Source organism: Cupriavidus phytohabitans (assembly GCF_000426345.1).
In the GTDB taxonomy this organism is placed as follows: Bacteria; Pseudomonadota; Gammaproteobacteria; order Burkholderiales; family Burkholderiaceae; genus Cupriavidus.
Genome location: NZ_AUFE01000010.1, coordinates 115888 through 136022 on the forward strand (window position 1 = coordinate 115888; position 20135 = coordinate 136022).

At 66.8% G+C, this 20135-nt stretch carries 16 protein-coding genes; 15 read left to right on the top strand and 1 reads right to left on the bottom strand.

Annotation, left to right across the window (positions count from 1 at the left end):
- Window positions 1-95: 95 nt before the first annotated feature.
- From K309_RS0110470 to K309_RS0110535, 14 genes are all read left to right on the top strand, one after another.
- On the top strand, window positions 96-1784 hold the full coding sequence (locus tag K309_RS0110470; RefSeq protein WP_029046364.1) for a transglycosylase SLT domain-containing protein: 1689 nt from the start codon (window positions 96-98) through the stop codon (window positions 1782-1784).
- Window positions 1785-1913: 129 nt separating this feature from the next.
- Window positions 1914-3839 (top strand): propionate--CoA ligase, encoded by a 1926-nt coding sequence (locus K309_RS0110475; RefSeq protein WP_255360098.1) that lies wholly within the window; start codon window positions 1914-1916, stop codon window positions 3837-3839.
- Window positions 3840-4007: 168 nt separating this feature from the next.
- A complete protein-coding gene (locus tag K309_RS0110480) occupies window positions 4008-6362 on the top strand; it encodes a bifunctional salicylyl-CoA 5-hydroxylase/oxidoreductase (RefSeq protein ID WP_029046366.1) in 2355 nt (784 codons plus the stop codon).
- Window positions 6359-7171, top strand: a complete 813-nt coding sequence (locus tag K309_RS0110485; RefSeq protein ID WP_029046367.1) for an SDR family NAD(P)-dependent oxidoreductase — start codon at window positions 6359-6361, stop codon at window positions 7169-7171. Before K309_RS0110480 ends, K309_RS0110485 begins: the two co-directional genes overlap by 4 nt.
- A gap of 25 nt (window positions 7172-7196) precedes the next feature.
- Complete coding sequence (locus K309_RS0110490) at window positions 7197-8048, top strand: enoyl-CoA hydratase family protein (protein WP_029046368.1); 852 nt, start codon at window positions 7197-7199, stop codon at window positions 8046-8048.
- 14 nt (window positions 8049-8062) lie between these two features.
- A complete protein-coding gene (locus K309_RS0110495; RefSeq protein WP_029046369.1) occupies window positions 8063-9232 on the top strand; it encodes an acyl-CoA dehydrogenase family protein in 1170 nt (389 codons plus the stop codon).
- Between the two features lie 50 nt (window positions 9233-9282).
- Window positions 9283-10965 (top strand): AMP-binding protein, encoded by a 1683-nt coding sequence (locus tag K309_RS0110500; protein ID WP_029046370.1) that lies wholly within the window; start codon window positions 9283-9285, stop codon window positions 10963-10965.
- Window positions 10965-11390, top strand: coding sequence for an acyl-CoA thioesterase (locus K309_RS0110505; protein ID WP_029046371.1), 426 nt, complete (start codon window positions 10965-10967; stop codon window positions 11388-11390). Before K309_RS0110500 ends, K309_RS0110505 begins: the two co-directional genes overlap by 1 nt.
- Window positions 11391-11458: 68 nt before the next feature.
- Entirely contained in the window at window positions 11459-11869 is a 411-nt protein-coding gene (locus K309_RS0110510; protein ID WP_029046372.1) for a RidA family protein, read from the top strand.
- Window positions 11870-12215: 346 nt separating this feature from the next.
- Entirely contained in the window at window positions 12216-13352 is a 1137-nt protein-coding gene (carA, locus tag K309_RS0110515) for a glutamine-hydrolyzing carbamoyl-phosphate synthase small subunit (RefSeq protein WP_029046373.1), read from the top strand.
- A gap of 47 nt (window positions 13353-13399) precedes the next feature.
- On the top strand, window positions 13400-14089 hold the full coding sequence (gene leuE / locus K309_RS0110520) for a leucine efflux protein LeuE (RefSeq protein WP_029046374.1): 690 nt from the start codon (window positions 13400-13402) through the stop codon (window positions 14087-14089).
- A 110-nt stretch (window positions 14090-14199) separates the two neighbouring features.
- Window positions 14200-17448, top strand: a complete 3249-nt coding sequence (carB, locus tag K309_RS0110525) for a carbamoyl-phosphate synthase large subunit (protein WP_029046375.1) — start codon at window positions 14200-14202, stop codon at window positions 17446-17448.
- A gap of 262 nt (window positions 17449-17710) precedes the next feature.
- Complete coding sequence (gene greA, locus K309_RS0110530; RefSeq protein WP_029046376.1) at window positions 17711-18187, top strand: transcription elongation factor GreA; 477 nt, start codon at window positions 17711-17713, stop codon at window positions 18185-18187.
- A 6-nt stretch (window positions 18188-18193) separates the two neighbouring features.
- Entirely contained in the window at window positions 18194-18697 is a 504-nt protein-coding gene (locus K309_RS0110535) for a DUF4149 domain-containing protein (RefSeq protein WP_029046377.1), read from the top strand.
- Window positions 18698-18744: 47 nt separating this feature from the next.
- Here K309_RS0110535 and K309_RS0110540 read toward each other — a convergent pair whose 3' ends face one another.
- Complete coding sequence (locus K309_RS0110540) at window positions 18745-19248, bottom strand: YhbY family RNA-binding protein (protein WP_029046378.1); 504 nt, start codon at window positions 19246-19248, stop codon at window positions 18745-18747.
- A 198-nt stretch (window positions 19249-19446) separates the two neighbouring features.
- Between K309_RS0110540 and K309_RS0110545 the strand changes: the two genes are divergently transcribed.
- Entirely contained in the window at window positions 19447-20112 is a 666-nt protein-coding gene (locus K309_RS0110545; RefSeq protein ID WP_029046379.1) for an RlmE family RNA methyltransferase, read from the top strand.
- Window positions 20113-20135 lie beyond the last annotated feature (23 nt).

A 20135-nucleotide genomic window follows, 5' to 3' on the forward strand; every position in this document is an offset into this window, starting at 1 on the left:
AGGCTTTCGGGCTGCCACCTGGAAAATCTGATTGACGCGATAGGTCGTTTTTTTTAGCATCACGCAACCTTTTAGCGTCACGATTCGAGAACTTAATGAAAATTGGTCGATTACTGGCGGTAGTTGCGTGTGCGGCGCTGCTTGCAGCCTGCGCCAGCACCCCTACGCCGCCTGACGCCGATGCCGACGGCGCGACCGCCCAGACCGCCAGGCGCCCGGATCCGCTTAATTCGCTCAGCGGCAAATCCGCGCTGTCATCCACCACCATCAATGTCGACCAGGGTGGCCTGGACTGGCTGCGCGGCCCGTCCAACGATATCTGGGACCGGATCCGGCGCGGCTTTGCCATGCAGGACCTGGAGGGCACGCTGGTCGATGACCGGACCCAGTGGTATGCGCAGCGCCCGGAATACATGGAGCGCATGGTCGGGCGGTCGAGCCGCTACCTGTACCACATCGTCGAGGAACTGGAGCGCCGCAAGATGCCTACCGAGCTGGCACTGCTGCCGTTCGTCGAGAGCGCGTTCAACCCGCAGGCCCAGTCGAGCGCCAAGGCCGCCGGCATGTGGCAGTTCATCCCCAGCACCGGCAAGTCGTACAACCTGAAGCAGAACATGTTCCGCGACGAGCGCCGCGACGTGCTGGCGTCGACCGATGCCGCGCTCGACTACCTGCAGCGGCTCTATGACATGTTCGGCGACTGGCACCTGGCGCTGGCCGCCTACAACTGGGGCGAGGGCGCGGTGTCGCGCGCGATCGCGCGCAACCAGGCGCGCGGGCTGCCGACCGACTACGCCAGCCTGACCATGCCCAACGAGACGCGTTACTACGTGCCGAAGCTGCAGGCGGTCAAGAACATCATCGCCAATCCGGCGGCATATGGCGTCAGGCTGCCCGAGATCCCGGACCATCCGTACTTCGTCACGGTGACCACGTCGCGCGACATCGACGTGAATCTCGCCGCCAAGCTGGCGGACATGACGCTGGAAGAGTTCAAGGCGCTGAACCCGTCGTTCAACCGGCCGGTGATCCTGGGCGCGTCCAACCCGCAGATCCTGCTGCCGTTCGACAATGCCGAGCGCTTCCAGTACAACCTGAATACGTATCGCGGCGGGCTGTCGAGCTGGACGGCGGTCACGGTAGACGGGCGCGAGCGCGTCGAGTCGCTGGCGGCGCGGCTCAATGTCGATGCCGACACGCTGCGCGAAATCAACAGCATTCCCAAGGGCATGCGGCTGAAGGCCGGTTCGACCGTGATGATCCCGCGCTCGGGCCGCCACGACCAGGACATCAGCGCGACCCTGGCCGACACCGCCATGCTGGCGATGGAGCCCGACCTGCCCGACGCGCGCCGCGTGGTGGTGCGCGCAGGCCGGCGCGATACGGTGGCGTCGGTGGCGCGGCGCTACGGCGTGTCGCAGGGTCAGGTGCAGTCGTGGAACAAGCTGTCCGGCACCAAGCTGGTGGCAGGGCAGAGCCTGGTGCTGATGGTGCCGGTGCGCGGCGCCGGCGCGGCGCGCGCGGCGCGTGCCGAACGCGCGGACCGGGCCGAGCGCGAAGAGCGCGCCGAACGCGGCAGCAAGGGCGGGATCGTGCGTGTGTCGGCGAAGGGGGGGCGGGGCAAGGCCGAGCCGCGCAAGCGCATCACGGTAGAAGCCTCTGCGCGCGGCGGTGCCAAGGCAGCGCCGGCCAGGGTGGTGCGCGAGGCCAAGGCGGGCCCGGTGGTGAAGGCGTCGGCCAAATCCAGCGTCAAGGCCAGCAGCAAGGGCAGCAAGACGCGCTGAGCGCAGCGCTCGAGAGCAAAAAGGCGTGCCGGCGGCACGCCTTTTTGCATCTGCCGCAGGTACCGGCCGCGGGCGGCACCCCCAATCCCGTTTCCCCAGGGCCAGCGCCGGTGGCAAACTACCGTCATCATCACAACGACCGCAGACGCGGAGGAGACTGCCATGACGGCAAGCCATGCCGTGCATGCCCGTTCGCTGGCCGACCCGCAAGGGTTCTGGGCCGAACAGGCGGCGCGCATCGATTGGGAAACCCCGTTCGACCAGGTGCTCGACAACAGCCGCGCGCCATTCACCCGCTGGTTCGTGGGCGGGCGCACCAACCTGTGCCACAACGCGGTCGACCGCCACCTGGCGGCGCGCGCCAGCCAGCCGGCGCTGCACTGGGTCTCGACCGAGGTCGACCAGTCCCGCACCTACACCTACGCCGAGCTGCACGACGAGGTCAACCGCATGGCGGCGATCCTGCAGGGGCTGGGGGTGCAGAAGGGCGACCGCGTGCTGATCTACATGCCGATGATCCCGCAAGCGGCGTTTGCGATGCTGGCATGCGCGCGCATCGGCGCGGTCCATTCGGTGGTGTTCGGCGGCTTTGCCTCGGTGAGCCTGGCGGCACGGATCGACGATGCGCGCCCGCGCGTGGTGATCAGCGCCGACGCCGGCTCGCGCGCCGGCAAGGTGGTGCCGTACAAGCCGCTGCTGGACGAGGCCTTGCGCCTGTCGTCGCACCAGCCGGAGAAGGTGCTGCTGGTCGACCGCCAGCTGGCCGACATGCCGCGCATCGAAGGCCGCGATGAAGACTATGCCGCCTGGCGCGACCGCGTGGCCGGCGCGCAGGTTCCGTGCGCATGGCTGGAGTCCAGCGAGGCGTCGTATGTGCTTTACACCTCCGGCACCACCGGCAAGCCCAAGGGCGTGCAGCGCGATACCGGCGGCTACGCGGTGGCGCTGGCCACCTCAATGGAATACATCTTCTGCGGCAAGCCGGGCGACACCATGTTCACCGCCTCCGACATCGGGTGGGTGGTCGGCCACAGCTATATCGTCTACGGGCCGCTGCTGGCCGGGATGACCACGCTGATGTACGAAGGCACGCCGATCCGCCCGGACGGCGGCATCCTGTGGCGGCTGGTCGAGCAATACAAGGTCAACCTGATGTTCAGCGCGCCCACCGCGATCCGCGTGTTGAAGAAGCAGGACCCGTCCTGGCTGACCCGCTACGACCTGTCCAGCCTGCGCCTGCTGTTCCTGGCGGGCGAGCCGCTGGACGAACCCACCGCGCGCTGGATCCAGGACGGCCTGGGCAAGCCGGTGGTCGACAACTACTGGCAGACCGAGTCGGGCTGGCCGATCCTGGCGATCCAGCGCGGCATCGAGCCGCTGCCACCCAAGCTTGGCTCGCCGGGCGTGCCGGCCTACGGCTACGACCTGAAGATCGTCGACGAGAACACCGGCGAGGAATGCCCGCCCAACCAGAAAGGCGTGGTCGCGATCGACGGGCCGCTGCCGCCGGGCTGCATGAGCACGGTGTGGGGCGACGACGACCGCTTCGTGCGCACCTACTGGCAGGCGGTGCCGAACCGGCTGTGCTATTCCACCTTTGACTGGGGCGTGCGCGACGAGGACGGCTATGTTTTTATCCTGGGACGCACCGACGATGTGATCAACGTCGCGGGGCACCGGCTGGGCACGCGCGAGATCGAGGAAAGCCTGTCGTCCAATCCGGCCGTGGCCGAAGTGGCGGTGGTCGGCGTGCAGGACGCGCTCAAGGGCCAGGTGGCGATGGGATTCTGCATTGCGCGCGACCCGGCGCGGACCGCCACGGAGGCGGACCGGCTGGCGCTGGAGGGCGAGTTGATGAAGACCGTCGAGCAGCAGCTCGGCGCGGTGGCACGGCCGGCGCGCGTATTCTTTGTCAATGCGCTGCCGAAGACGCGTTCCGGCAAGTTGCTGCGGCGCGCGATGCAGGCGGTGGCGGAAGGGCGCGATCCCGGCGACCTGACCACGATCGAGGATCCGGCGGCGCTGGAGCAGGTCCAGGCCGCGCTGAAGGGCTGACGCGGTCACGCCAGGCGGTGCGAGGTGTCGAACCGGACACTTCGCACCGCGGGCTTGCCACGGCCCGTGATGCAGTCTAATATTTGAAGCATAAAATATTTAGGTCTGATCTAGATCGTGATGCCGCCGGACAGCATTGTCGGGCGCGGCTCCAGCAGGAGGCAACAGATGCGAGTGCTTTGTATTGGTGGCGGACCGGCCGGGCTTTACTTCGGCCTGCTGATGAAGTTGCAGGATCCGGCCAACGAGGTCATCGTGGTCGAGCGCAACCGGCCTTACGACACCTTCGGCTGGGGCGTGGTGTTCTCCGACGCCACCATGGACAACCTGATGGAAGCCGATCCGGACAGCGCCGCCGAGATCAATGCCGCCTTCAACCACTGGGACGATATCGACATCCATATCGGCGGCCGCACCATCCGCTCCGGTGGCCACGGCTTTATCGGCATCGGCCGCAAGCGCCTGCTCAATATCTTGCAGGCGCGCTGCGAAGCGCTCGGCGTCAGGCTGGTGTTCGAGAACGATGTCACCGACGACCAGGCGCTGGCGATGCAATACCAGGCCGACCTGGTGATCGCCTCGGATGGCCTGAACAGCCGCATCCGCACCCGCTACGCCGAGACCTTCCAGCCCGACATCGATACGCGCCAGTGCCGCTTTGTCTGGCTGGGCACGCACAAACTGTTCGACGCCTTCACGTTTGCTTTCGAAAAGACCGAGCACGGCTGGTTCCAGGCGCATGCCTACCGCTTCGACGACAACACCTCGACCTTTATCGTCGAAACGCCGGAATCGGTCTGGCGCGCCGCCGGCATCGAAGAGATGAGCCAGGAAGAGGGCGTGGCGTACTGCGAGAAGCTGTTCGCCCGCTACCTCGACGGCAACAAGCTGATCACCAACGCGGCGCACCTGCGCGGCTCGGCGATCTGGATCCGCTTCCCGCGCGTGATCTGCCGCCAGTGGGTGCATTGGAATACGCTGCCGGACGGCCGTCGCGTGCCCGTGGTGCTGATGGGCGATGCCGCGCACACGGCGCATTTCTCGATCGGTTCCGGTACCAAGCTGGCGCTGGAAGATGCGATCGACCTGGCCGAAGAGATCCGTGGCAGCGGCCACGACGGCCTGCCCGATGCGCTGGCGCGCTACGAAGCCACGCGCGGCGTGGAAGTGCTGAAGATCCAGAACGCGGCGCGCAATTCGACCGAGTGGTTCGAGAACGTCGAGCGCTACGCCGGCAGCCTGCCGCCGGAGCAGTTCGCCTATTCGCTGCTGACGCGTTCGCAGCGCATCTCGCACGAGAACCTGCGGGTGCGCGACGCCGATTATGTGGCGCAATTCGAGCACTGGCTGGCGCAACAGGCCGGCGTGCCGCAGCAGAGCCTGCAGCTGCGCGAGCACGAGCCGCTGCCGCCGATGTTCACGCCGTTCCGGCTGCGCGGCGTCACGCTGAAGAACCGCGTGGTGGTGTCGCCGATGGCGATGTACTCCTGCACCGACGGCATGCCGGGCGACTTCCACCTGGTGCACCTCGGTTCGCGCGCGCTGGGCGGCGCCGGCATGGTGGTGGCGGAAATGACCTGCGTGTCGCCCGATGCGCGCATCACGCCGGGTTGCCCGGGCTTGTGGAGCGATGAGCAGCGCGACGCATGGAAGCGCATCGTCGATTTCGTGCATGCCAGCAGCGATGCCCGCATCGCCATGCAGATCGGACACTCCGGCCGCAAGGGGTCGACGCAGCTCGGCTGGGAAGCGATGGACCACCCGCTGCCGCAGGGCAACTGGCCGGTGATGTCGGCCTCGCCACTGCCGTACCTGCCTGGCGAGTCGCAGACCCCGCGCGAGATGACGCGCGCCGACATGGACCGCGTGCGCGACGACTTCGTTGCCAGCGCCCGGCGCGCGGCCGAAGCGGGTTTCGACTGGCTCGAACTGCACTGCGCGCACGGCTACCTGTTGTCGAGCTTTATCTCGCCGCTGACCAATACGCGCAACGACGAATATGGCGGCTCGCTGGCGGCGCGGCTGCGCTATCCGCTGGAAGTGTTCGAAGCCGTGCGCGCGGTATGGCCGCAGGACAAGCCGATGTCGGTGCGCATCTCGGCGCACGACTGGGTCGAAGGCGGCATCACGCCCGACGACGCCGTCGAGATCGCCCGCGCCTTCAAGGCGGCCGGCGCCGACATGATCGACTGCTCGTCGGGGCAGGTCAGCCCCGACCAGGCGCCGGTGTATGGCCGCATGTACCAGACCCCGTTCGCCGATCGCATCCGCAACGAGGCCGGCATCGCCACCATCGCGGTGGGCGCGATCTTCGAGGCCGATCACGTCGACTCGATCATCGCCGCCGGCCGCGCCGATCTGTGCGCGATCGCGCGCCCGCACCTGGCCAACCCGGCCTGGACGCTGCAGGAAGCCGCGCGCATCGGCTACCGCGACATCGCCTGGCCCAAGCAATACCTGGCGGGCAAGCGGCAACTGGAGACCAATCTCGAACGCGCCGCGGCGCAGGAGAAGCAGGCATGACGGGCGGCATGGCAACACTGGCCGGCAGGCACGCGCTGGTCACCGGAGGCGGGCGCGGCATCGGCGCGGCGATCGCGCGGCGGCTGCTGGCCGACGGCGCCAGCGTCACGCTGCTGGGGCGCGATGCCGGCACGCTGCAAGCGACGGTGCAGGCGCTGCGCGGGCAGGCACCGGCGGGCGCTATGGCCTCCTCGGTCTCGTTCGTCACGGCCGATATCGCCGATGCCGAGAGCGTAGCGCGCGCCTTTGCCGCGGCCACGGAGCAGGCGGGTCCGGTATCGATGCTGGTCAACAACGCCGGGCAGGCGCATAGCGCCCCCTTCATGAAGACCGATGCCGCGCTGTGGCGGCGCATGCTCGATGTCAACCTGACCGGCACCTTCCTGTGCACGCAGGCCGCGCTGCCCGCGATGCTCGAAGCGGGTTGGGGCCGCATCGTCAACGTGGCCAGCACCGCCGGACTGATCGGCTACGGCTATGTCAGCGCCTATTGCGCGGCCAAGCATGGCGTGATCGGACTGACGCGCGCGCTGGCGCTGGAGACCGCGGCCAGGGGCGTGACCGTGAACGCGGTTTGCCCGGGCTACACCGAAACCGATATCGTGCGCGACGCCGTCGCCAACATCGTCGGCAAGACCGGTCGTACGGAAGACCAGGCGCGCGCCGAACTGGCCGCGCGCAATCCGCAGCGCCGCCTGGTGCAGCCCGAGGAAGTGGCCGACGCCGTGGCATGGCTGTGCCAGCCGTCCGCCGGCGCGATCACCGGGCAGGCGATCCCGGTGGCCGGCGGCGAAGTGATGGCGGGCTGACAAGACAAGGACCTGAGAGAGAACCATGACTGAAATCGCACTCGACATGCGCCACCACAAGCGCAGCTTTGCCGGCTATGAACCGCGGCACTTCCTGTGGTCGGTGTCCGACGACGGCAAGGTCGGCACCATCACGCTGAACCGCCCCGAGCGCAAGAACCCGCTGACCTTCGATTCCTATGCCGAACTGCGCGACCTGTTCCGCGCGCTGTGCTACGCCAGCGACATCAAGGCGGTGGTGGTCACCGGCGCCGGCGGCAACTTCTGCTCGGGTGGCGATGTGCACGAGATCATCGGGCCGCTGACGCAGATGACCATGCCCGAACTGCTCGACTTCACGCGCATGACCGGCGACCTGGTCAAGGCGATGCGCGCGTGCCCGCAGCCGGTGATCAGCGCGGTCGACGGCATCTGCGCCGGCGCGGGCGCGATGATGGCGCTGGCCTCCGACATGCGGCTGGGCACGGCGCAGGCGAAGACCGCGTTCCTGTTCGTGCGCGTGGGACTGGCCGGTGCCGACATGGGCGCGTGCTCGCTGCTGCCGCGCGTGATCGGGCAGGGGCGCGCCAGCGAGCTGCTCTATACCGGCCGCGCCATGAACGCGGAGGAGGGCCTGCAGTGGGGCTTCTTCAACGCGCTGCATCCGTCCGAGGCCGTGCTGGCACAGGCGCAGGCGCTGGCCGCGCAGCTCGCCGCCGGGCCGACCTTCGCGCACGGCGTGACCAAGAAGCTGCTGCACCAGGAATGGAACATGGGGCTGGACGAGGCCATCGAAGCCGAAGCCGAGGCCCAGGCCATCTGCATGCAGACGCGCGATTTCCGCCGCGCCTACGAGGCCTTCGTGGCCAAATCGAAGCCGGTGTTCGAAGGCGACTGAGCCAGGGAGCCGCGATGTCAGACAAGACCTATCTCGACCTGCCACTGTTCGACGACGCGCACCGCACGCTGGAACGCGAACTGGACGCCTGGTGCGCGCAACACCTGCATGTCGACCACGGCGACGCCGATGCCGCCTGCCGCGCGCTGGTGCGCCAGCTCGGCGAAGCGGGCTGGCTGCGCTATTGCGTGCCGGCCGCGCACGGTGGCGCGCTGCCCGCGCTCGATTCACGCTCGCTGTGCCTGCTGCGCGAAACGCTGGCGCGCCACGACGGCCTTGCCGACTTTGCCTTCGCGATGCAGGGGCTCGGCTCGGGTGCGATCTCGATTGCCGGCAGCGAAGCGCTGCGCGCGCAATACCTGCCACGCGTGGCGCGCGGCGAGGCAATAGCTGCCTTTGCGCTGTCGGAGCCCGAGGCCGGCTCCGATGTCGCGGCGATGCAATGCAGCGCGCGGCTGTCGGAAGACGGCAAGCACTATGTGATCGACGGCGCCAAGACCTGGATCTCCAATGGTGGCATCGCGGACTTCTATTGCGTGTTCGTGCGCACCGGCGAAGCGCCCGGCGCGCGCGGCATCTCGGCCTTCGTGGTCGACGCCGATGCGCCGGGCCTGACCATCGCCGAGCGCATCGACGTGATCGCGCCGCACCCGCTGGCCACGCTGCGCTTCGACAGCTGCCGCGTGCCGGTCGGCAACCGGCTGGGCGAGGCGGGGCAGGGCTTCAAGGTGGCGATGATGACACTCGACATCTTCCGCGCCTCGGTCGCGGCGGCGGCCCTGGGCTTCGGGCGTGCGGCGCTGGACGACGCGCTGGCGCGCGCGTGCGAGCGGCCGATGTTCGGCGGCGTGCTGGCCGACCTGCAGCTGACGCAGGCGGCCATCGGCGATATGGCGACTGCCATCGACGCGGCGGCGCTGCTGACCTATCGCGCCGCCTGGCTGCGCGATGTGAAGGGCCAGCGCACCACGCGCGAAGCGGCGATGGCCAAGATGGTCGCGACCGAGAACGCACAGCAGGTCATCGACCGCGCGGTGCAGATGTTCGGCGGCCTCGGCGTCAAGGTCGGCACGCGCGTGGAAAGCCTGTACCGCGAGATCCGCTCGCTGCGCATCTACGAAGGCGCCACCGAAGTGCAGAAGCTGATCATCGCCCGCGAAACACTGGCCGGCAGGAAGGCCTGAGCCATCCGCCCCGCAACTGCCGTACCGACAGAGCAGACAGGAGACAAGCCATGGCGACCACCGCCCACCTCGATACCTTCGCCCGCGACCGCCTGCCGCCGCCCGAGCAGTGGCCGGTGTTCCGCTTCAACGCCGATACCGACTACCCGGCGCGGATGAACTGCGCGGTGGAGCTGGTCGACCGCCACGTGCGCGAAGGCCGCGGCGAACGCATCGCCATCCGCCATCGCCCCACTGGCCAGGCGGGGCAGATCGAGACGGTCACCTACGCTCAACTGGCGGCGCTGGTCAACCGCATCGCCCATGTGCTGGTCGAGGACATGGCGCTGGTGCCCGGGAACCGCGTGCTGCTGCGCGGCCCCAACAACCTGATGATGGCGGCAAGCTGGCTCGCCACCATCAAGGCCGGCCTGATTGCCGTGCCGACCATGCCATTGCTGCGCGCGAGGGAACTGAAGCAGATCGTCGACAAGGCGCAGGTCACCGCGGCGCTGTGCGATGCGCGGCTGCGCGAGGACCTCGACGCCAACCAGCGGGCCGGCGGGGAATTCCATTGCCCGACCCTGGCGCGCGTGCTGTACTTCAACGGCACCGGCGAGGGTTCGCTGGAAGCCGCGATGGCGGGCAAGCCAGACAGCTTCGATGCCTGCGACACCGCCAGCGACGATATCTGCCTGATCGCCTTCACCAGCGGCACCACCGGACAGCCCAAGGGGACGGTGCATTTCCACCGCGACGTGCTGGCCATGTGCGACCTGTTCCCGCGCCATGTGCTGCGCTCCGTGCCGGACGATGTCTTCTGCGGCACGCCGCCGATCGCGTTCACCTTCGGGCTGGGCGGCATGCTGTGCTTCCCGTTGCGCATCGGCGCCAGCACGGTGCTGGCGGAGAGGCTGACGCCCGAAGCGCTGCTGGAACTGATCCACGACTTCCGCGCCACCATCGTCTTCACCGCCCCCACCTTCTACCGTCAGATGGCAACGCTGGCGCCGCGCTTCGATATCTCCAGCCTGAGGCACAGCGTGTCGGCCGGCGAGGCGCTGCCCGACGCCACGCGCCAGAGCTGGAAAGCCGCCACCGGCATCGAGATGACCGACGGCATCGGCGGCACCGAGATGATGCATATCTTTATCTCGAGTGCCGGCGCCGAGGTCAGGCCGGGTGCGATCGGGAAAGTGGTGCCCGGCTACGTGGCGCAGATCGTCGACGACGAGATGCGGCCGCTGCCGCCGGGCCAGGTCGGCAAGCTGGCGGTGCAGGGCCCGACCGGCTGCCGCTACCTGGACGATCCGCGCCAGGCCAACTACGTGAAGGCAGGGTGGAACCTGCCCGGCGATACCTTCACGGTCGACGCAGATGGCTACTACTTCTACCAGGCGCGCTCCGACGACATGATCATCTCGGCCGGCTACAACATCGCCGGCCCCGAGGTGGAGAGCACGCTGATGCAGCATGAGTCGGTGGCTGAGTGCGGCGTGGTCGGCGCGCCAGACGACGGGCGGGGGCAGGTGGTCATGGCCTACGTGGTGCTGCGCGAAGGCGTGCCCGCGGACGACGCCACGCGCACCGCGCTACAGGACTACGTGAAGCGCCAGATCGCGCCGTACAAATATCCCCGCCGCATCGAGTTCGTGCCGGCGCTGCCGCGCACCGAGACCGGCAAGCTGCAGCGATTCCGGCTGCGCCAGATGGCGGAGCAGGGCAATGGCGCTGACAGCGGCAGGAGCAAATGATGAGCCCGGTCTTCCGCAGCACCGTGCTGGTGCGCTTCAAGCACTGCGACGCGGCCGGGATCGTGTTCTACCCGCGCTACTTCGAGATGCTCAACGACTTCATCGAAGACTGGTTCGGCGAAGCGCTGGGCTGGCCCTTCGACGTCATGCACGGCGAGGGCCGGGCCGGCGTACCGACCGCCGAGCTGGAATGCCGCTTCCTGGCGCCGAGCCGGCTGGGCGAAGTGCTCACGCGCGAGCTGCGCGTGCTCAAGCTCGGACAGTCCAGTTTCACGCTGGCGATCCGCTTCGCGGGGCCGCACGACGATACCCGCATGGAAGTGACGCAGCGGCTGGTCTGCGTCGACACCGGCTCGATCGCGCCGCAGCCGTTGCCGGAGGCCGTGCGCGAGGCCATGGCGGCCTATCTCGTGGCGACGGCCTGACCGGCCTGGTACTGCATTCGCAATTGAATTCCCCAATCCATCAATCAGAAAGCAACAGGACATCCACCATGAAGATTCTGCAGCCGCCCGACTGGGCGCCTCCGCGTGGCTACGCCAACGGCATGATGGCCGAGATCCAGGCCGGCAGCCGCCTGCTCTTTGTCAGCGGCCAGATCGGCTGGAACGGCAAGTGCGAGTTCGAGACCGACGATTTCGGCCTGCAGGTGGCGCAGGCGCTGCGCAATGTGGTCGACGTGCTGGCCGCGGGCGGTGCCAGGCCGGAACATATCGCGCGCATGACCTGGTATGTGAAGGACAAGGCGGAGTATGTCGGTGCCTACGGGTCGATCGGCCAGCACTACCGCGCCATCATTGGCCGTCACTTTCCGGCGATGACGGCGGTCGAAGTGGCCGACCTCGTCGAGCCGCGCGCCAAGGTGGAAATCGAAGTGACGGCGGTCGTCCCGCCTGACGCATAACGGGATCCGCACACCGCCGGACCAATGCGCGGGCACCAGGATGCCGGGTGTCCGCGGCGGCGCCCGCGTGATGCAAGTCCTTGAAAACTTGAGAAATTGGGTGGCGCGGGATATAATCCGAAAGTTTCGCTTTCAGAACCCTTCACCCTAGCGCCAACCGCTTTCCACCTTCCGCCGCCCCCATACGCGCCGCCTTTGCCGTTCGCACTCGATGTGATGCAAGGAGCATGCCGCGACCGGATCCGACCGCATCGGCGCAATGCCGCTGCCGCCGTCACGGATCCAGCCTGGGAGGCACGAGGCGTCGATTGGTCGGTCACGGGGTGAGTCCAGCAGGAGCCTACCCGTGTTACCGTCTTTTCCGTCCGCCATTCTCGCGCTAGCAGACGGCACGGTCTTTCGTGGCTATTCCATTGGCGCTTCCGGCCATACCATCGGTGAAGTGGTGTTCAACACCGCCATCACCGGTTACCAGGAAATCCTCACCGACCCGAGCTATTCGCGGCAGATCGTCACGCTGACGTATCCGCATATCGGCAACTACGGTGTCAATCCTGAGGATGTCGAAGCCACGAAAGTCCATGCCGCCGGCCTGATCATCAAGGATCTGCCGATCCTGGCCTCCAATTTCCGCAAGGAACACACCCTCGCGCACTACCTGAAGCAGGAAAAGGTGGTGGCGATCGCCGGCATCGATACCCGCAAGCTGACCCGCATCCTGCGCGAGAAGGGCGCCCAGAATGGCTGCATCCTGGCTGGCGAGGACAACGTGCAGAAGGCCATCGACCTGGCCCGCTCCTTCCCCGGCCTGGCCGGCATGGACCTGGCCAAGGTGGTCTCGGTCAAGGAACCCTACGAGTGGACCCAGTCCGAATGGGAACTGGGCAAGGGCTACGGCAAGCAGGACAAGCCGCAGTTCCACGTGGTTGCCTATGACTACGGCGTCAAGTTCAATATCCTGCGCATGCTGGCCGAGCGCGGCTGCAAGGTGACGGTGCTGCCGGCCCAGGCGAGCGCCGCCGACGCGCTGGCGCTGAATCCGGACGGCGTGTTCCTGTCCAACGGCCCCGGCGACCCCGAGCCGTGCGACTACGCCATCGCCGCCACCCGCGAGTTCATCGAGCGCGGCATCCCGACCTTCGGCATCTGCCTGGGCCACCAGATCATGGCCCTCGCCGTCGGCGCCAAGACGCTGAAGATGAAGGCCGGCCACCACGGCGCCAACCACCCGGTCAAGGACCTGGAGGACGGCCGCGTGATGATCACGTCGCAGAACCACGGTTTCGCGGTCGACGCCGACACGCTGCCCGCCAACGCGCGCGTGACCCATGTGTCGCTGTTCGACGGCACGCTGCAGGGCTTCGCGCTGACCGACAAGCCGGCGTTCTGCTTCCAGGGCCACCCGGAAGCGTCGCCTGGCCCGAACGACGTGGCTTACCTGTTCGACCGCTTCATCCAGCACATGACCGACGCGCGCAAGTAAGCACGCAAATTAGCGCGACCGGACAGCACTGGACCACGGGACATCCCATGAACGCCTTTATGCAAACCGCCTTCGGCATCACCGATTTCTGGACCTACCTGCTCGGCACGATCTTTATCGTGCTGCTGCCGGGGCCGAACTCGATGTACGTGCTGTCGGTGGCGGCGCAGCGCGGCGTGCGCGCCGGCTACAAGGGCGCGTGCGGGGTGTTCCTGGGCGACCAGGTGCTGATGGTGCTGTCGGCGGCGGGCGTGGCCTCGCTGCTGAAGGCGAGCCCGGCGCTGTTCTACGTGGTGAAGTACATCGGCGCGGCCTACCTGGCGTGGATCGGCTTCAACATGCTGCGCGGCGCGATGCGCAGCTGGGCCTCGCGGGGCTCGGCCGCAGTGGACAATACGGCGGGTAAGGCGGTGCCGGCCAGCGTGGCCGACCAGTCCGACCCGTTCCGCAAGGCGCTGCTGATCAGCCTGCTGAACCCGAAGGCCATCCTGTTCTTCATCTCGTTCTTCATCCAGTTCGTGGATCCGGCCTTTGCCTACCCGGTGCTGTCTTTCGCCGTGCTGGGTGTGGTGTGCCAGCTGTGCAGCTTCGCCTACCTGACCACGATCATCTTCGTGGGCGCGAAGCTGGCCGACGCGTTCCGGCGCCGGCGGCGGCTGTCGGCCGGGATGGCGAGCGGGGTCGGGGCGATGTTTATCGGCTTCGGCGCCAAGCTGGCTACGGCGACCATGAACTGACGCGGTGCGGTTGCGACAGCTGCAGCCGACATTATTCGAATCCTGAACGGATTCCCTGATTACCGGCGCGGCCCGCATGCAAGCGGGCCGGCCCATAAAGAGAGCGTGCAATGCCAAAACGCACAGACATCAAGAGCATCCTGATCATCGGCGCCGGCCCCATCATCATCGGCCAGGCGTGCGAGTTCGACTACTCCGGCGCCCAGGCCTGCAAGGCCCTGCGTGAAGAAGGCTTCAAGGTCATCCTGGTCAACTCGAACCCGGCGACCATCATGACCGACCCGGCCACGGCCGACGTGACCTATATCGAGCCGATCACCTGGGAAGTGGTCGAGCGCATCATCGAGAAGGAGCGTCCGGACGCGATCCTGCCGACCATGGGCGGCCAGACCGCGCTGAACTGCGCGCTGGACCTGCACCGCCACGGCGTGCTGGACAAGTACAAGGTTGAGCTGATCGGCGCCTCGCCCGAGGCCATCGACAAGGCCGAGGACCGCCAGAAGTTCAAGGAAGCGATGACCAGGATCGGCCTGGGTTCGGCCAAGTCCGGCATCGCGCACTCGATGGACGAAGCCATCGCGGTGCAAACCAAGATCGCGCAGGAAACCGGCACCAGCGGCTACCCGATCGTGATCCGCCCGTCGTTCACGTTGGGCGGCACGGGCGGCGGCATCGCCTACAACCGCGAGGAATTCGAAGAGATCTGCAAGCGCGGCCTGGACCTGTCGCCGACGCGCGAGCTGCTGATCGAAGAATCGCTGCTGGGCTGGAAAGAGTATGAGATGGAAGTGGTCCGCGACAAGAAGGACAACTGCATCATCATCTGCTCGATCGAGAACCTGGACCCGATGGGCATCCATACCGGCGACTCGATCACCGTGGCCCCGGCGCAGACCCTGACCGACAAGGAATACCAGATCCTGCGCAACGCCTCGCTGGCCGTGCTGCGCGAGATCGGCGTCGACACCGGCGGTTCCAACGTGCAGTTCTCGATCAATCCGAAGGACGGTCGCATGATCGTCATCGAGATGAACCCGCGCGTGTCGCGTTCGTCGGCGCTGGCCTCCAAGGCCACCGGCTTCCCCATCGCCAAGGTCGCGGCCAAGCTGGCCGTCGGCTACACCCTGGACGAGCTGAAGAACGAGATTACCGGCGGCGCGACCCCGGCGTCGTTCGAGCCGTCGATCGACTACGTGGTCACCAAGGTGCCGCGTTTCGCCTTCGAGAAATTCCCGCAGGCGGACAGCCACCTGACCACGCAGATGAAGTCGGTGGGCGAGGTGATGGCGATGGGCCGCACCTTCCAGGAATCGTTCCAGAAGGCGCTGCGCGGGCTGGAAGTCGGCGTGGACGGCCTCGACGAGAAGTCGACCGACCGCGACGAGATCGTCGAGGAGATCGGCGAGGCGGGCCCGGACCGCATCTGGTACGTGGGCGACGCGTTCCGCCTGGGCATGTCGCTGGAAGAGGTGTACGCCGAGACCGCTATCGATCCGTGGTTCCTGGCGCAGATCGAGGACATCGTCAAGACCGAGGCGCTGATCAAGGCACGCACGCTGGAGAGCCTGTCGGCTGCCGAGCTGCGCTACCTGAAGCAGAAGGGCTTCTCCGACCGCCGCCTGGCCAGGCTCCTGAAGACCGACGCCATGGCCGTGCGCGAAGCGCGCATCGCCAACAAGGTGCGCCCGGTCTACAAGCGCGTGGACACCTGCGCGGCCGAGTTCGCCACCAACACCGCCTACATGTACTCGACCTACGAGGCCGAGCATGGCGAGTGCGAGGCCAACCCGACCGACAAGAAGAAGATCATGGTGCTGGGCGGCGGCCCGAACCGGATCGGCCAGGGCATCGAGTTCGACTACTGCTGCGTGCACGCCGCGCTGGCGCTGCGCGAAGACGGGTACGAGACCATCATGGTCAACTGCAACCCGGAAACCGTGTCGACCGACTATGACACCTCGGACCGCCTGTACTTCGAGCCGGTGACGCTGGAAGACGTGCTGGAGATCGTCGCGATCGAGAAACCGGTCGGCGTGATCGTACAGTATGGCGGCCAGACCCCGCTGAAGCTGGCGCTGGACCTGGAAGCCAACGGCGTGCCCATCATCGGCACCAGCCCGGACATGATCGACGCCGCCGAAGACCGCGAGCGCTTCCAGAAGCTGCTGCAGGACCTGGGCCTGCGCCAGCCGCCCAACCGCACCGCGCGTGCCGAGGATGAAGCGCTGCGCCTGGCCGAGGAAATCGGCTATCCGCTGGTGGTGCGTCCGTCGTACGTGCTGGGCGGCCGCGCGATGGAAATCGTGCACGAGCCGCGCGACCTCGAGCGCTACATGCGCGAGGCCGTCAAGGTGTCGAACGACTCCCCGGTGCTGCTGGACCGCTTCCTGAATGACGCCATCGAATGCGATGTCGACGCCCTGAGCGACGGCAAGCGCGTGTACATCGGCGGCGTGATGGAGCACATCGAGCAGGCCGGCGTGCACTCGGGCGACTCCGCCTGCTCGCTGCCACCGTACTCGCTCAAGGCCGAGACCGTCGCCGAACTGAAGCGGCAGACCGCCGCCATGGCCGAGGCGCTGAACGTGGTCGGCCTGATGAACGTGCAGTTTGCCATCCAGCAGAACAACGGCGTCGACACCGTCTACGTGCTGGAAGTGAACCCGCGCGCCTCGCGTACCGTGCCGTACGTGTCGAAGGCCACCGGCATGCAGCTGGCCAAGATCGCCGCGCGCTGCATGGCCGGCCAGTCGCTGGACGAGCAGGGCATTACCGACGAGGTGGTGCCGCCGTACTACAGCGTCAAGGAAGCCGTGTTCCCGTTCAACAAGTTCCCGGGCGTCGATCCGGTCCTCGGACCTGAAATGCGCTCCACCGGCGAAGTGATGGGCGTGGGCAAGACCTTCGGCGAGGCACTGTTCAAGAGCCAGCTGGCGGCGGGTTCGCGCCTGCCGGAAAAGGGCACCGTGCTGATCACCGTGAAGGACAGCGACAAGCCGCGCGCGGTTGCCGTGGCCCGCATGCTGCACGACCTGGGCTACCCGATCGTCGCCACCCGCGGCACCGCCTCGGCCATCGAAGCCGCCGGCATCCCGGTCAAGGTGGTGAACAAGGTCAAGGACGGGCGTCCGCACATCGTCGACATGATCAAGAACGGCGAACTGGCGCTGGTGTTCACTACCGTCGACGAGACCCGCGGCGCGATCGCGGATTCGCGTTCGATCCGTACCTCGGCGCTGGCCAACCGCGTCCCTTACTACACCACCATCGCCGGCGCCAGCGCCGCGGTGGAGGGCCTGAAGCACATGCAGAGCCTGGAGGTCTATGACCTGCAAGGCCTGCACGGCACTCTGGCGTAAGCTACGCTGCACATTGCCATCCCGCCGGGCGCTTGCGTCCGGGCAAGGGGCGGCAGCGCCCGGAAGCCCGCCGGTGTTGATGCCGGCGGGCTTCTTGGCCTAAACTACGTCAAATTCGTCGATCGAATCGGCCTGGCACCAGCGTAAGCACTGTGCGGCCCTTCGGTCCTGTCTGAAAGCCGCGGTTGAGCGGAAGTGCCTGGCGGATATTGCCAGGATGGCTCCAGCTCCGCTGCGGCTCATTTTTTTGTTGAACAAAGACATGAGCACCATTCCGATTACCAAGCGTGGCGCAGAGCTGCTCAAGGAAGAGCTGCAGCGCCTCAAGGCTGTCGAGCGTCCGGCGGTGATCAATGCCATTTCCGAAGCGCGTGCGCAGGGCGACCTTTCTGAAAACGCCGAATACGACGCGGCCAAGGAAAAGCAGGCCTTTATCGAAGGCCGCATCATCGAAGTGGAGTCGAAGCTGTCCGCGGCCCAGATCATCGATCCGACCCAGCTCGACACCGATGGCCGCATCGTCTTTGGCGCGACTGTTGACCTGGAAGACCTGGAGTCCGGCAAGCCGGTCAGCTACCAGATCGTGGGCGACGACGAGGCTGACCTCGACACCGGCAAGATCTCGGTCAGCTCGCCGATCGCGCGTGCGCTGATCGGCAAGTTCGAGGGCGACGTCGCCACCGTGCTGGCCCCTGGCGGCGAGCGCGAGTACGAAGTCATTACTGTCCGCTATATCTGAGGCCGCTTGTTCTCTTCCTCCTATAACAGCCTGCCGCCGCTGCCGCACCGGCTATTCCTGCTGCTGACGGTGGTGTGGGCGGGCAGCCTGTGGACGGTTGGCTACATGGTGGCGCCGACGCTGTTCTCGGTGCTGCCCAGCCGCGAGATGGCCGGCATGATCGCCGGTCACCTGTTCCATACCGAAGCCATCATCGGCGTCACCATCGGCGTGCTGCAGCTGGTGCTGTGCAATGTGATGATCCGGCGCGGTGCAAACCGCTATCGGAGCCTGCGCTGGGTGGTGCTTGGCATGCTGTGCTGTGTGCTGGTCGGCTACTTCGGCATCCAGCCATTCATGGGCAGCCTGAAGGAAAAGGCGCAAGCGCTGGGGCTGGGGGTTTCGGAATCGCCTTACCAGGCGCAGTTCGGCATGCTGCACGGCGTGTCGAGCGCTTTCTACCTGCTGCAAAGCCTGCTCGCGCTGGTGCTGGTGTGGCGCGCTTCGGCGCCGCGTTCGGCCGGGGAGTGAGTGCCGCTGCGGCCACCGGGCAGTGGCCGCCTCGATGCTGCGGGCGGTCAGCCCAGGGCTTTCTTCTTCTGGCTGGTCGGCCGCGAGCGCGCTCGCTTGACGTTGCCGCCCGCCGTGACGCGCTCGTTGCCGAGTACGGTCACTTCCTTGCGGGTCGGGCGCCGGTTCGGTGCGGCGCTGGGCTTCTTGACCGTCACCGTGCGCGGCGCGGCGCCGCCACGGCGGGCCGGGGCAAGCCGGCCCAGGCTATCCGGCTGGTTTTCCTTCAGTCGCGCCTCGCCCGGACGCCAGACTACCAGCAGCTTGCCGATATGCTGGATCGGCGCGGCGTGCAGCGCGTCGCAGATTTCTTCGTAGATGGCAATGCGCGCGTCGCGGTCATCGCCGAATACGCGGATCTTGATCAGGTCGTGCGCAGCCAGGCTGCGGTCGATTTCGGCCAGTACAGGGCGGGTAAGGCCCTCGGCGCCGACCATGACGACCGGGTTCAGGGCATGGGCACGGGAGCGCAGTTCGGAGCGCTGGGCAGGAATCAGTTGTAGTGCAGGCATAGGTTGGCGCCGGTGGCGCTGGAGTTTGGTGCGCGGCGGGCCCGGCAGATGCCGGTTCGGCAGGCGGGCGGAGCGCGAATTGGCGCGTATTATCCGTCAATCCGGCACTGTCGGGCGGCAAAATCATCAAAACAGTAGAAAAACCTTGAGCATGCGGCGCACGCCGCGTGCCGGGGCAGGCAACAGGCTGGATCTGGCATGGCAAAGAACAAGTTCAACCATTCGTGGCTGCACGACCACATCAATGACCCGTACGTGAAAATGGCGCAACGGGAGGGCTATCGTGCCCGCGCTGCCTACAAGCTCAAGGAAATCGACGAGCAGGACAAGCTGATCCAGCCGGGCCAGGTCATCGTCGACCTGGGCGCCGCCCCGGGCAGCTGGAGCCAGTACGCGCGCAACAAGCTGGCCGCGTCCAACCGGGCCAAGGATGGCAAGATCGACGGCGCGGTGGTGGCGATCGATATCCTGCCGATGGAACCTGTCGCGGACGTCACTTTTATTCAGGGGGATTTCCGTGAGGAAGAGGTCTTCCGGCAACTCGAAAGCCTGGTGCTGGAAGCGTCCGGCGGCGACAAGATCGACCTTGTTATCTCCGACATGGCCCCCAATTTGTCGGGTGTGGCCTCCGCCGATTCGGCCCGGATCGAGTACTTGTGCGATCTCGCCCTTGAGTTTGCGCAGGCCCACCTGAAGCCGGAAGGCGCATTGCTGGTAAAGTGTTTCCACGGGAGCGGCTACAGCCAGATCGTGGAGAAATTCAAACGGCAGTTCAAAGTGGTCGCGAAGCGCAAGCCCAAGGCGTCACGCGACAAATCTTCCGAAACCTTTATCCTTGGGCGCTACCTGAAGGCGGTGGATTAACTGATCCGATCGAGGCGAGGGAA

Excerpts from the sequence above, each read along its gene's own strand:
- K309_RS0110495 (WP_029046369.1), top strand. The coding sequence starts at position 8,063 with ATGTCAGACAAGACCTATCTCGACCTGCCACTGTTCGACGACGCGCAC.
- carB (WP_029046375.1), top strand. The coding sequence starts at position 14,200 with ATGCCAAAACGCACAGACATCAAGAGCATCCTGATCATCGGCGCCGGC.
- K309_RS0110470 (WP_029046364.1), top strand. The coding sequence starts at position 96 with ATGAAAATTGGTCGATTACTGGCGGTAGTTGCGTGTGCGGCGCTGCTT.
- K309_RS0110505 (WP_029046371.1), top strand. The coding sequence starts at position 10,965 with ATGAGCCCGGTCTTCCGCAGCACCGTGCTGGTGCGCTTCAAGCACTGC.
- K309_RS0110490 (WP_029046368.1), top strand. The coding sequence starts at position 7,197 with ATGACTGAAATCGCACTCGACATGCGCCACCACAAGCGCAGCTTTGCC.
- K309_RS0110500 (WP_029046370.1), top strand. The coding sequence starts at position 9,283 with ATGGCGACCACCGCCCACCTCGATACCTTCGCCCGCGACCGCCTGCCG.
- K309_RS0110545 (WP_029046379.1), top strand. The coding sequence starts at position 19,447 with ATGGCAAAGAACAAGTTCAACCATTCGTGGCTGCACGACCACATCAAT.
- K309_RS0110480 (WP_029046366.1), top strand. The coding sequence starts at position 4,008 with ATGCGAGTGCTTTGTATTGGTGGCGGACCGGCCGGGCTTTACTTCGGC.
- K309_RS0110540 (WP_029046378.1), bottom strand. The coding sequence starts at position 19,248 with ATGCCTGCACTACAACTGATTCCTGCCCAGCGCTCCGAACTGCGCTCC.
- leuE (WP_029046374.1), top strand. The coding sequence starts at position 13,400 with ATGAACGCCTTTATGCAAACCGCCTTCGGCATCACCGATTTCTGGACC.
- greA (WP_029046376.1), top strand. The coding sequence starts at position 17,711 with ATGAGCACCATTCCGATTACCAAGCGTGGCGCAGAGCTGCTCAAGGAA.
- K309_RS0110485 (WP_029046367.1), top strand. The coding sequence starts at position 6,359 with ATGACGGGCGGCATGGCAACACTGGCCGGCAGGCACGCGCTGGTCACC.
- K309_RS0110510 (WP_029046372.1), top strand. The coding sequence starts at position 11,459 with ATGAAGATTCTGCAGCCGCCCGACTGGGCGCCTCCGCGTGGCTACGCC.